11 protein-coding genes are annotated in these 11,968 nt (G+C 72.5%); 5 read left to right on the top strand and 6 right to left on the bottom strand.

Going from position 1 to position 11,968, the window contains the following annotated elements:
- The 5 genes from gatC to Air01nite_RS04420 form a co-directional block, all read right to left on the bottom strand.
- A complete protein-coding gene (gene gatC / locus Air01nite_RS04440) occupies positions 1 to 300 on the bottom strand; it encodes an Asp-tRNA(Asn)/Glu-tRNA(Gln) amidotransferase subunit GatC (RefSeq protein ID WP_089246218.1) in 300 nt (99 codons plus the stop codon).
- A 284-nt stretch (positions 301 to 584) separates the two neighbouring features.
- On the bottom strand, positions 585 to 758 hold the full coding sequence (locus Air01nite_RS04435) for a hypothetical protein (RefSeq protein WP_203700501.1): 174 nt from the start codon (positions 756 to 758) through the stop codon (positions 585 to 587).
- Positions 759 to 1,307: 549 nt separating this feature from the next.
- Complete coding sequence (locus Air01nite_RS04430) at positions 1,308 to 3,950, bottom strand: putative bifunctional diguanylate cyclase/phosphodiesterase (protein ID WP_203700500.1); 2,643 nt, start codon at positions 3,948 to 3,950, stop codon at positions 1,308 to 1,310.
- Between the two features lie 100 nt (positions 3,951 to 4,050).
- Positions 4,051 to 4,464, bottom strand: a complete 414-nt coding sequence (locus Air01nite_RS04425; RefSeq protein ID WP_203700499.1) for a PaaI family thioesterase — start codon at positions 4,462 to 4,464, stop codon at positions 4,051 to 4,053.
- An 86-nt stretch (positions 4,465 to 4,550) separates the two neighbouring features.
- Positions 4,551 to 5,552 (bottom strand): ArsR/SmtB family transcription factor, encoded by a 1,002-nt coding sequence (locus Air01nite_RS04420; RefSeq protein ID WP_203700498.1) that lies wholly within the window; start codon positions 5,550 to 5,552, stop codon positions 4,551 to 4,553.
- Positions 5,553 to 5,609: 57 nt separating this feature from the next.
- Here Air01nite_RS04420 and Air01nite_RS04415 point away from each other — a divergent pair, with 57 nt between their 5' ends.
- From Air01nite_RS04415 to Air01nite_RS04405, 3 genes are all read left to right on the top strand, one after another.
- Positions 5,610 to 6,833, top strand: a complete 1,224-nt coding sequence (locus tag Air01nite_RS04415) for an MFS transporter (RefSeq protein ID WP_203700497.1) — start codon at positions 5,610 to 5,612, stop codon at positions 6,831 to 6,833.
- A gap of 76 nt (positions 6,834 to 6,909) precedes the next feature.
- A complete protein-coding gene (locus Air01nite_RS04410; RefSeq protein WP_239090486.1) occupies positions 6,910 to 8,484 on the top strand; it encodes a hypothetical protein in 1,575 nt (524 codons plus the stop codon).
- Between the two features lie 10 nt (positions 8,485 to 8,494).
- Positions 8,495 to 9,415 (top strand): 2-hydroxyacid dehydrogenase, encoded by a 921-nt coding sequence (locus Air01nite_RS04405; RefSeq protein WP_203700496.1) that lies wholly within the window; start codon positions 8,495 to 8,497, stop codon positions 9,413 to 9,415.
- A 332-nt stretch (positions 9,416 to 9,747) separates the two neighbouring features.
- Here Air01nite_RS04405 and Air01nite_RS04400 read toward each other — a convergent pair whose 3' ends face one another.
- The gene (locus Air01nite_RS04400) at positions 9,748 to 10,173 is read right to left on the bottom strand and encodes a PH domain-containing protein (RefSeq protein ID WP_239090485.1); all 426 of its coding nucleotides are present in this window, start codon (positions 10,171 to 10,173) and stop codon (positions 9,748 to 9,750) included.
- A 64-nt stretch (positions 10,174 to 10,237) separates the two neighbouring features.
- Here Air01nite_RS04400 and Air01nite_RS04395 point away from each other — a divergent pair, with 64 nt between their 5' ends.
- Positions 10,238 to 11,320 (top strand): WD40/YVTN/BNR-like repeat-containing protein, encoded by a 1,083-nt coding sequence (locus tag Air01nite_RS04395; protein ID WP_203700495.1) that lies wholly within the window; start codon positions 10,238 to 10,240, stop codon positions 11,318 to 11,320.
- Positions 11,317 to 11,601 carry a MoaD/ThiS family protein gene (locus tag Air01nite_RS04390; RefSeq protein WP_203700494.1) on the top strand — a complete coding sequence of 95 codons (285 nt, stop codon included), beginning with the start codon at positions 11,317 to 11,319 and terminating at the stop codon, positions 11,599 to 11,601. The genes Air01nite_RS04395 and Air01nite_RS04390 overlap by 4 nt, the downstream gene beginning before the upstream one ends.
- The last annotated feature ends 367 nt before the right edge of the window (positions 11,602 to 11,968 follow it).

The raw sequence follows: 11,968 nt of genomic DNA, 5'->3' as shown, positions 1-11,968 counted from the left end.
TCACGCCTCCTCGTCCAGGATGCGCGGCACCCTGAACCGGTCTTCCTCGACGTCGGGCGCGCCCGCGAGGGCCTCTTCCCGCGTCAAGCAGTTGATCACGACGTCTTCCCGCAACACGTTGGTCAGCGGCACGGAGTGTGAGGTCGGCGGGATGTCCGCGGCGGCGACCTCACCGACCCGTGCCACGGCCTGGAGAATCACGTCCAGCTGGCCGGCGAACGTGTCGAGCTCCTGCTCGGTCACGGCGAGCCGCGACAGCCGCGCGAGATGCGCGACCTCATCGCGGGAAATGGCAGCCATCGGTGCCCCCTTGCGTCGTGTGGGCGATTCGTATGCGGTCGGTCCGCTCGCGAGCGTGACACGCGCGCGACGACCCGAGCGAGTCTATTTGTCCGGCCGAACGCCCCTCTGCCGGCCCCTCCGCCGTTTCGGAGCGGAAACAGAAGGACATTCAATCTTTACGCGCGAGCCCTTCAGACCCACCAGGACCGGACCAATCTCACTTCTTGTCCCGGGCCCGTCGTGGGCGCGACCGTCGCTCCCGCCGGGGACCGCTCCGCTGCCAGGTCCGCGGTGGCTCAGTGTCAAATCGGATGCGGCAACGTCTGCCGAAGAAGGTTGAGCGCGCGGCACGACGTCGCCGGCCCACCCGAGAGCGAGAGGTCCGGAACGCGTTCGGCTTCCGCGAATGCGATCAACCGCGCCGGTCCGCTGTGTTCGGCGATGGGCTGCAGATCTTGGAAGTTCGTTGCTGCCATACCAGCAACCATTTGCCAACTTCGTCGCGTGGGGTATCGGATTTGGGAAATTCGAGCTGTAAGTCGCCAGAATCGCCCTCCCGGTTGGACTCTCGCACCGCGGCCAACGGCAGCGGTGGCTGCTGGGAGCCGGCCCACGCACGCGCCCGCACCGGCAAGACCGGCGAAGGCGCTGGAACCGGGTGTCCGTTTCCCGGGCGCGGTCCCCGAGCGGGCTCGGGGTGGATGCCCGACGCACGGCCGAAGCTGCGGTGAGCCGGGGCCGGTCCGCGCCGCCCGAGACCAACTGGTGCGGTTGCCAGATGGCACTTGCGCCGGGCACCGGGCCGGGCCCGAGGGGCCCGGCCCTGCCAGGTTCGTGGCGCGATGCGGTCGAGCCCAGATCGATCTGGTCGGGCGCAGTCCGCGCGGGGGAACGGAAACATGTCGGCGGAGTGCGTCGAAGATCGACTCCGGGGTTGCCGCGGACGTGGCAGCGACGCGAAGCGAGCGGTGTCCGGCGGGAGCGGCGGTCCGGACCACCGCGAGCCCGGGACCGCTTGAATTTGGTTAATTGGGTTGGGTGAGGCGTTCGGCGAGGAAGGCTTCGAAGCGTTCGGCCGGGGCCGGGCGGGCGAGGGCGAAGCCCTGGCCGAGTTGGCAGCCGGCGGCGCGGGCCTGGTCGATCTGGGCGCCGGACTCCAGGCCCTCGGCGATGATCTCCATGCCGAGGCGACGGCCGACGCTGACCACGACGTCGATCAGGGGCTTGGCCAGGCCGCCGTTCTGTCGCGTCGTGACGTGTTCGCCGACCAGGGCGCGGTCGACCTTGAGGATGTCGATCGGTAGCCGGCGCAGGTGGGCCAGGCTCGCCTGCGCCGCGCCGAAGTCGTCGAGCGCCGTCCTGACGCCCAGCGCCCGCAAGCCCGCCAGCTGCGTGACCACCGTCGGGGTGTCGGCGCCGACGCGGCCCTCGGCTATTTCGATCACCAGGCGTTCCGGGGACAGGCGGCTCGCGACGAGGGTTGCGGCAACGTGGCTGACGAAGTCGGGCGCGGCCAGCTCGGCGGGGGAGACGTTGACCGACAGCCACAGCCGCGGGTCCCAGGCGGCGATGCGCCGGCACGCCTCCTGCAGCACCCACTGGCCGATCTCGCCGATCACGCCCAGGTCCTCGGCGACCGGGAGCAGCTCGCTCGGCAGCACCGTGCCCAGCGACGGGTTGCGCCAGCGCAGCAGCGCCTCGGCGCCGACCGGCTGGCCGTCGTGCAGGCCGAGGATCGGCTGGAAGACCAGGTCGAGCTCGCCGCGGGTGGCGGCGCCGGGTAGCTCCCGTTCGAGGTCCATCCGGCGCACGAGCTGCTCTTCGAGGTACGCGTCGTACCACTCGATGCGGTTTCGCCCGAGCTGGCCGGCGCGGCGGCGGGCCAGGTCGGCGCGGCGGAGGACGTCGTCGACGCCGTCGCCGCCCGCCAGTTCGGCCAGGCCGACGCTGACGTAGATGTGCACGGTGGCGCCGGGCAGCAGGTACGGCTCGGTCAGCGCGGTCAGCAGCCGGGTGCCCAGCGCGTACGCGACGACCGGGCCCTCGACCGTGACCACCGCGAACTCGTCGCCGGCGAGCCGGGCCGCGACGTCGTCGGTGCCGACCGTGGCGCGCAAGCGCCGGCCCACCTCGATCAGCACGGCGTCGCCGACCTCGCGGCCGCGGGCGTCGTTCACGCCGGCGAGGCCGTGCAGGTCGATCACCAGCAGGGCGCCCGTGTGGCCCTCGACCGAGCGCTGGGTGGCGATCGTGCGCATCAGCTCCCGGCGGTTCGCCAAACCGGTCAACTGGTCGGTGAACGCCAGCTTGTGCAGCGTGCGCTCCAGTCGGCGGCGCTCGCCGACGTCCCGGATGTGCACGACCAGCGCGGCCACCTCGGGGATGTCGCGCTGGTCGCTGACCGTGGACTCGGTGTCGCGCCAGGCGCCGTGGCCGTCGCGCAGGCGGGCCGGCACCAGCGCCGGTCGGGCGTCCTCGTCCTCCGTGGACAGTGTCTGGTTGAGCACCGCGAGCACGTCGGCGGCGTCCTCCGGGTGCATCAGGTCCGGGAACGCCCGGCCCACGACGTCCGCATCGGACAGTCCGAAGAGGCGTGCGGCGGCCGGCGACTGCCAGCGCACCACGAGGTCCTCGCCGACCACCATCGTCAGGTCGCCGGCGCCGGACACCAGCGAACGGAAGTGGGCCTCCTGTGTGGACAGTTGCCGCGCATAGCGGCGGACGTCGGCGACCGCGAACACCTCGCGGGCGACGACGGTCGGTATCACCGACAGGCCGAGCACGATCGCCGTCTTGTCGAACTGACCGACCGTGATGAGATGCCAGGCGGCGGCCAGGGTGGCGACGACTGCGGGGATGGTCAGCAACGGGTACGCGGACAGGTGCGACTCGGGCTCGCCGACCGGCGCGGGTTCGACACCGGCCTCGGTCCGCGCGGCGCCGCCGAGGATCAGCGCCGGGCTGACCACGACGGGCACGGCGGCGATCAGCAGGGCCCAGGACGGGCCCCGGTAGGCGAGGATCATCGAGATCGCGCCGACCCCGCCGAGCGCGATGCCGACACCGCCGCCGCAGAGCCACGCCGCCCGCCGGTAGGCGACCACCCGCAGCACGATCACCGTGGCGGTGGCCAGCCCGAACGAGCCGACCAGGGCCGAGGCCAGCGCGGCCGCGGGCATCCCGCCCTGCGGCGGCAGCAGCCAGACCGCGAACGCGATGCTGATGCCGAGGCTCACACCGTCGAAGCAGCGGCGCAGCCGGGCGTGCGTGGTGGTCGCGGCGCCGGGCAGGAGCAGCAGGCCGATCACGTAGAGCACGGCCGCGAAGGCGAGGCCGACGGAGACGATCGGCGCCCTGGCGCCGGCTGGGGCAAACGGCAGCAGCACGACGGACAGGCCGGTGGCGAGCACGCCCATGCCGAGATAGCCGGCGCCGCGGCACGGACCGAACGAGTGCACCCGGGCGTGGATCCGCAGCGCGAGCCGGACGAGGCGCGCCGTGCCGACGGCGGCCGTCAACGCCGTCGCGGCCGCGAGGGCGGTCAGCGTCGGCAGGAGCCCGGCGGCAGCGCAGACCAGCGCCGCCAGGGCCGCCGCGGGCGGCCCGGCGATGGCGACGATCCGTGCGTACGGGGGCAGCTGTGGGGACGTAGATGACACAGTGGTCATCCCCTTGGGTGGAGGGGGCCGGGGAGTCGCGGCGACAAGATACCTCGCCTCACACCCTCAACGAGCGTTCTCGGCTGAAAGTTACGCCTCTTGATGTCGCTCAGCCGAGAAGTGCGTACACCGTCTGGGCCTGTGCGGCCGGTGCGGTGGCGCCCTCCGGGGTCAGGGTGATGTCGGCGAAGGCCAGGGTGCGGCCGAGCTTGGTGACCCGGGCGAGCACCGCGACGTCGACGCCGGCGATCGGCCGCTGGAAGGTCGTCGACAGCTGCACGGTGGTCATCGGGACGAAGGCCGAGCGTGCGGCGGAGATCGCGATGACGGTCGCGGTGTCGGCGGCGGCCATCAGTGCTTGGCCGCTCATCGCGCCGCCCTCGCGGGCGAGGCGGTCCGACCAGGGCAGGCGGAGGGTGGCCGCGCCGGGCTCGACGTGCTCGACCACGAGACCGAGATCCCGCACCCAGGGCGCGAAGTTGTCGGCCAGGACCCCGTTGGCGTCTTCGACGGTGAATCCCACGACCTGAGGGTACGGGTTGATCGGCGTCGTGATGTTCGCGCGCGGCTTGTCAGTCGTGCTGAGCGGGTTCACGGGGCCGGTCCTGGTCACGGGTCGCTGGGTGCCGTCGCGAGGGCCGCGCCCAACGCGGTGCGGCGGTAGAGCACTGACCGGCCGCTGCGGGTGCGGGTGACCAGGCCCGCGTCGCGGAGGACCGCCAGGTGGTCGCCGACCGTGCCGAGGTTCATGCCGAGGGTGCCGACCAGTTGGGTGGTGCTGGCCGGCTCGGCGAGGGCGCGGAGCAGGCGGGCGCGGGACCGGCCGACCAGGCGGTCCAGGCCGTCGGCGGCCGGTGCGTCGGCGGGTGCGGCGATGCCGCGCGCCGGGTAGACCAGCGCGTAGCCCTCCGGCGGATCGGCGCCGATCCAGCCGCGGCCGAAGCCGCTGGGCACGAGGACGAGGCGGGCGCCGGCGACCACGTACGGCGGGGAGTCCCAGTCGTTGACCTGGATCGCACCGCCGTCGAGCCAGCGGAAGCCCGGGCGGAGGTCCGCCAGCGCGTGCGCCCAGCCGTAGGTGGCCAGCCGGCCGGCGCGCTGGACGACGTCGTGTTCCAGCAGCGTCTTGCGCAGCGGCCAGTCGGGCGCGAGCGTGCGGTCCCACAGGGTGCCGAGCGCGTCGGCGAGGCGGTCGAGGGCATCCGGTGCGGCGAACGCCTCCGGGAGCGGCTGGGCCCGTCCGATCCGGCCGGCGTTGTGCGGGCCGGCGTGCGCCGTCAGGGTGAGGTCGCGGTGCAGGCGGTCGGGCGGCGTGGCCCGCACCCGGGCCAGTTCGGTGGCGAACGCGGTGTCCATTCCGGAGGGTGCCGGCAAGAGGAAGTCCGGCGTCCAGCGGGCGCCGCGCATCGTGGCCAGGAGAGCGGCCAGGGTCGGCTCGGCCGCGGCGAGGGCGTCGAACGCCGGGCGGTGCCGGTCGACCCACGGGGCCAGCCAGGCGGCCGGGTGGCCGGGTGTGGCGACCGTGGTCAGCGCACCGACGAGTTCGACCATGGGCGACAACGCGAAGCGGGTGTTGGCCAGGTCGGTCGGGTCGACTTTCACCAAGGTCATTTTCGGCTCCGGACGAAACTCTACCGGTTCATCGGCCGGCCGCTCGATAGTGCCGGCGTGACCACGTACCGCGAGATTTTCGCCAACCGCGAGTTCCGGGCCCTGTTCGCCGGCAACGCCGCCACGGTCGCCGGCAAGACCATCCAGATGCTGGCGCTCTCCGCGCTGGTCTACGCATCAACCGGTTCACCGCTGCTGTCCGCGCTGGCGTTTCTCGGCGGTCTGCTGCCGCAGGCGTTGGGTGCGATGACCCTGCTGTCGTACGCCGACCGGGTCCGGCCCCGCGGCTTCCTCGCCGGCTGGGACGTCGCTCGGGCCCTCGCGGCAGCGCTGCTGGCCACCGGCGTGCTGCCGATCTGGGGGATGCTGCTGCTGATCATGGCATTCGGCGCCGTCGACGCGCTGAGCGGCGGCGTGCGCAACGCGATCATGGTGGACGTGCTGCCCGGCGGCTTCGTTCTCGGCCGCGCGACGCTCAACATCTCGGTCGGCGCGATGCAGATCATCGGCTTCGCGACGGGCGGCACCTTGATCGCGACGCTCGGCCCGCACCGGGCGCTGGCCATCGCGGCCGCGCTGATCGCGATCTCCGCGGCGGTCACTTACACCGGCCTGCGCACCCGGTCGCCGCGCGCCACGGGCCGGGCCGGCGTGGCGGCGACCTGGCGAGGCAACCGAGCACTGTTCATGAACCGGTCAACCCGCACGGTGCTGATCGCGAGTTGGGTGCCGAACGGTCTGATCGTCGGCGCGGAGGCGATGTACGTCCCGTACGCCGGCGACTGGGCAGCCGCCCTCTTCGTGGCCGCCGCAGCCGGCATGCTCGCCGGCGATCTTGCGGTAGGCAGGTTCGTACCGGTCCCGGTGCTGGACCGGTTCATCACCCCGCTGCAGGCGTTGCTTGCCGTGCCGTATCTGCTTTTCTTCCTGCATCCGGGCCTCGCCGTGGGCGCGGCCGCCGTCTTCGTGGCGTCGTTCGGCTACGCCGGCACGCTCGGCTTGCAGCAGCGCCTGGTCGACTGGGCACCGGAGAGCCTGCGCGGCCAGGCGCTCGGACTCGACGGCAGTGGGCGCATGACGTTCCAGGCCGTGGGCGCCACCGCGGTCGGCGGCGTGGCGGAAGCGACCGGCCCGGCGATCGCGATGACGGTGGCCGCGCTGGCGAGTCTGGCCGTGACTGCCTCGCTCCGCTCGCGCCTCCGTGCGGGCGCCCAGGTCCGCGACGATGAACCGGTCGATTCCGGTAATCGGATCCTGACCGCGGGCGGTGATTCCGGATAGGCGCGGTGGCGCGTCAAGATCTTCTGCTGTGTCGGGGGTTCGGACACGGTGGCGCCATCGTGAGAGACTGCCCGGCGTGGCGATCCTGACCGGCGCGCAGACCTCCACGCCCGCGGTGTCGCCAGCCATCGGCCGGCGGCCGGGTGCGGCGGCGCTTGCCGCGTTGGCGTTGGGGCTGGCCGGCCTCGGTTACCGGATCGCCGTGCTGCTCTCCGGCGCGCCGCCGACCAACAGCGACGAAGGCACCATGGGCCTCGCCGCGCTGCATATCGGGCAGGGGCGCGGTCTGCCCGTCTATTTCTACGGCCAGAACTACATGGGCACGCTCGAGGCCTACCTGGCCGCGCCGTTGGTCGCGGTCGCCAAGGGGTCCGTGCTCGCGTTGCGGCTGCCCAACCTGCTGCTCTACGTGGCCTTCCTCGCGGCGATGTGGGCCCTGACCAAGCGGCTCTACTCGCCGTGGTTCGCCACGTTCGTCGTGGGGTTGCTGGCCCTCGGATCCGACCGGATCCTGAAAAATCAGCTGATTTCGGGCGGTGGGTACCCGGAGATCAACACTGCCGGCGCCGCGCTCATGCTGCTCGGGGTCGCGCTCGCCACGCGGCCGAGGACCGCCGGCTACGCGGCGTTCGGTCTGCTCACCGGGCTGATGGTATGGGTCGACTGGCTCGTTCTGCCGTACGTCGCCGCCGCGGCCGCCGTGCTCCTGCTGAAGCGTCCCGGGCGACGGGCCTGGATCGCGCTCGCGGGCGGCACGCTCGTCGGCGTCGCGCCGCTCCTGATCCACGACCTGACCTCGGCGTGGAAGCACAGCGCGATCCCGACGTTCCTCGGCCTCAACGGCGGGGGTCCGGACGCGTCGTGGGCCGAACGCCTGCACGGCGGCGTGCTGACCGGCATCCCGCTCGCGACGGGCATGTGCGCGCCCGGCCGCTGCGAGCCCTGGCAGCTCTGGTGGGCGCCGGTCTGGCTGGCGCTGCTGGCGGTCGCCGGATATGCCGCATGGCGGGCATTCAGGACTAAACCCGATCGGGTACGCGCCGCGGGCCGCCTGGCCCTCGTCGTCGCCGCCCTGGTCAGCCTGCTGGTGTACGCGCGCAGCAACGCGGCCGGCAACACGCCGATGGAGAGCGGGCGCTACCTGCACTGCGTGCTGATCTCGACGCCGGCCGTGCTGTGGCCACTGTGGAGGCTGCGCGGCCGGGTCACCCGCTGGCTCGGCGGTGCCGGCCTGGCCGTGATCTGCGCGTTCGCCCTGGTGGCCACGGTGTCCGTGGTGCGGGAGCTGCCCCGGATCGCGGCCGTCGACGACCGGCAGGTCGGCCTGCTGGCCGAGCTCGACCGGCGCGGCGTCACCACTGTTTACTCCGAGTACTGGACCTGCGACTACATCGCCTACATCTCCGTCGAGCGGGTGCGCTGCGCGGTGATCTCGGCGGACCTCACGCCCGGCTTCGACCGCTACCAGCCCTACAAGCAGGCGGTCGCCGACGCCCCGACCAGGACGTTCGCGCTGCCCACGGGCTCACCGGAGAGCGCGGCGGTGCGGGCTTATCTCGACGAGCACCAGGTCTCGTACACCGTCGACGTGGTCTCTGGTTATGACCTCTACCAGCCGGCCACCCGCGTCGATCTGCCGCTGCCCGACTAGCGTGAGCGCTGTGAAGGTCTGGATCCCCCACGCCGACGGCCGCGCGCTGCTGGGCGAGGTGCCGCCCGAGGTCACGCTGGAGATCGCCGAACACCCCGACCGGCTCCCGTCGGACCCGGCGGACCTGGAGTTCTGGGTGCCACCGTTCCTGGCGCAGGCGGACTCGGTGTCCCTCACGTCGAAGATGCCGGCGCTGCGGGTGGTGCAGTTGCTGTCGGCGGGCGCGGACGCCTGGTATGGCCACCTGCCCGCGGGCGTCACCCTGCACGACGCCCGCGGTGTGCACGACTCGTCGACGGCGGAGTGGATCCTGACGGCGATTCTGTCCTATTTGCGGAGCTTCCCGGGCTTCGCCCGCGCCCAGGCCCGGCACGAGTGGTCCTACTCGTCCTACGCACCCACCGACGAGTTGGCCGGCAAGCACGTCCTGATCGTGGGCGCCGGCTCGATCGGCGCGGCCGTCCGCGCGCGCCTTGCCCCGTTCGAGGTGACGGTGACGTCGGTGGCCCGCTCGGCCCGCGACGGCGTGCACCCGGTCTCGGCGCTGCCCGACCTGCTGCCGACCGCCGACGTGGTCGTGGTGATCGTGCCGCTGACGAGCGAGACCCGCGGCCTGGTGTCGACGGAGTTCCTGTCCGCGATGAAGGACGGCGCCCTGCTGGTCAACGCGGCCCGTGGCCCGGTCGCGGACACGGCGGCTTTGGTCGAGGCGCTCTCGACGGGCCGGATCGGGGCGGCGGTCGACGTCACCGAGCCCGAGCCGCTGCCGCCCGACCATGCGCTGTGGGACATGCCGAACGTGTTGATCACGCCGCATATCGCGGGGTCGGTGCGGGGCCTGCACCCGCGCGCCTACCGGTTGGTGGGGGAGCAGGTGCGGCGCTATGTGGCGGGCGAGCCACTGGAGAACGAAGTAGTCGGCGGCTACTGACCCGGGTCCACGCCACGGTCTGGCGGTTGCAACCGGCATTCGGCTCGTCAATTCCGCGAACGCTTCGACGGCGCGCATCCCGGCCGCATGGCGTCGCGGCTGACGCCTTGGCCGGTGCCGCGCGCACGGCTCGTAGGTCGTGGGCGAGCCGTTGGGGAACGAGGTTGTCGGCGGTTACTGAGCCGGTTCACCGCGAGGTCCCCGCCGTGCTCAACTTTCGCGTACGTGCCTTTGGTTGTGGGGCGCGGACCTGGCAGCGGAGCGAAGCGGAGCGGTGTCCGGCGGGAGCGGCGGTCGTGCCCACCGCGGGCCCGGGCAAATCGGACCTTGATCTATTGCTTGTTCTTGTGCCACTCGATGCCGTGGCCGCTGGCCTCGACGAGCCGGCCGAGGTCGTCGCGGCCGACCGACGCGAGTGTGACCGCGTAGCCGTCGCGGAGCAGGACCACCGCGCGGCCGCGGTCGTCGGTCGCCAGCTCGCGCACCTCTGACCAGGGGATTCGCTTGCTGGCGAGGAGGCCGCGGACGCGTAGGCCGGATGCGTCGGCGTCGGTGCCCGAGCGAAGAACCCAGACAAAAACCGCAATCGGGATGAGCAGCAGGGGTACGAACAGCCAGCGTACGTCCGAGCCGTCGTCCGTCGCGGTGGTGGTGGAGGAGGCCAGGCTGGGGCCGAACGCGATCGGCAGCACGCCCACGAACGCGATGAACGCGGCGATCAAGATCGACTGGTGTGGACGGAAACGTACCCTGTTCATGTCGGCCATCATCCCACCTTCCGTCGGGGCGCTTTTGTCGGTGGTCGCGCGCATACTGTCGCCCATGACCGTCCTCCTCGCGATCGGCACCAGCAAGGGCCTGTTTCTCGCGACCAGCGGCAATCGGGCCGACTGGGAGGTCAGCGGGCCGCACTTTCCGATGACGTCGATCTACGCGGTCGGCATCGACCGGCGCCGCGCCGCGCCGCGGCTGCTGGTCGGGGTCGACAGCTCGCACTTCGGTCCCAGCGTCGCGACCAGCGACGACCTAGGTCAGACCTGGTCCGAGCCCGACGCCGCGCCGGTGGCGTTCCCGGCCGACACCGACACCTCTCTGGTGCGCGTGTGGCAACTGGCACCCGGTCCCGAGAGCGAGCCGGACGTGGTCTACGCCGGCACGCAACCCTCGGCGCTGTTCCGCTCCGACGACGGCGGGCGCACGTTCACGCTGGTCAGGCCGCTTTGGGACCACCCGCACAGGCCCGACTGGGGTGCCGGCTTCGGCGGCCAGGCGATCCACACGATCCTCCCGCACCCGGCCGACCCCGCCCGGGTCCTGGTGGCGATGTCGACGGGCGGGGTCTACCGCACCAGCGACGGCGGCGAGAGCTGGTCGCCGGGCAACGCGGGCATCCGGGCCGGCTTCTTCCCCGACCCGTTCCCGGAGTTCGGCCAGTGCGTCCACAAGGTGGCCCGCGACGCCGGCGACCCGACCCGGCTCTACGCGCAGAACCACGGCGGCGTCTACCGCTCCGACGACGAGGGCGCGACGTGGTCGTCGATCGCCGAGGGCCTACCCAGCGACTTCGGCTTCCCGATCGTCACCCACCCGGCCAAGCCGGCCACGCTCTGGACCTTCCCGCTGTCGGCCGACAGCCACCGCTTCCCACCCGACCACCGCTGCCGCGTCTTCCGCTCGACCGACGCGGGCGACTCGTGGCAGGCGCTCTCGGCGGGCCTACCCACGGAGCCGTTCTACCCGACGGTCCTACGCGACGCGATGTGCACCGACAACGCGACACCGGGCGGCGTCTACTTCGGCACGCGCTCGGGCGAGGTCTGGTCCAGCCGCGACGAGGGTGAGTCGTGGGTGCGGGTCGCGGCCCACCTACCCGACGTGCTGTCGGTGAAGGCCGCGGAGCTATGACCGATGCGGTGACGGTCCTGCTGCCCGGCGTGCTGCGAGGTGAGGCGCAGGGCCAGAGTCGCCTCACCGTGCCCGCGGCGGGCTCGCTGCGCGCGGTCCTCGACGCGCTGGCGGCGGACTGGCCGCGGCTGGAGCGACGGTTGCGCGACGAGCGGGGTGATCTCCGGCGCTACGTCAACATCTACGTCGACGGCGACGACTGCCGCCGGTCGGGCGGGCTCGACACACCGGTCGCCGCCGGCGCCGAGATCCAGGTCCTCCCGTCGGTCGCCGGCGGCTAGCAAGCACCCGACCGCAGGCCGGCAGCCGGCGGCGAGAGGGGTGTTCGAGCCTGCGTCGGCGGTGGCGGCTACGTGGTGTCTGACGGCACGTCGCTCGCTAGCGGCTGGCAACGCGGACGGCCCGGATGGTCAGGCGGCGCCGGACGGCCATGGCCCTGGCGGGCTTCGTCGTGCTCACGTGCCACTTGGGCGCATCGCTGCCGGTTGCTCACCGACTGGTTCGGTGGACGCTGCGGCGATCACCATGTCCGACCGGTTTGCTGGCCGACGCCCTGCGGGGCGCGTCGGGCGGCGGTCGCCGCCCGGTCCGGGCACCGGCCGCGGGTCAAGCCCGCGGCCCAGTCTGGGGCGCCGGTCGTGGGCTAAG

It is taken from the genome of Asanoa iriomotensis, from assembly GCF_016862515.1.
GTDB classification, from domain to species: domain Bacteria; phylum Actinomycetota; class Actinomycetes; order Mycobacteriales; family Micromonosporaceae; genus Asanoa; species Asanoa iriomotensis.
Note: the sequence above shows the minus strand (reverse complement) of the source record. Positions and strands in the feature narration are given on the sequence as shown.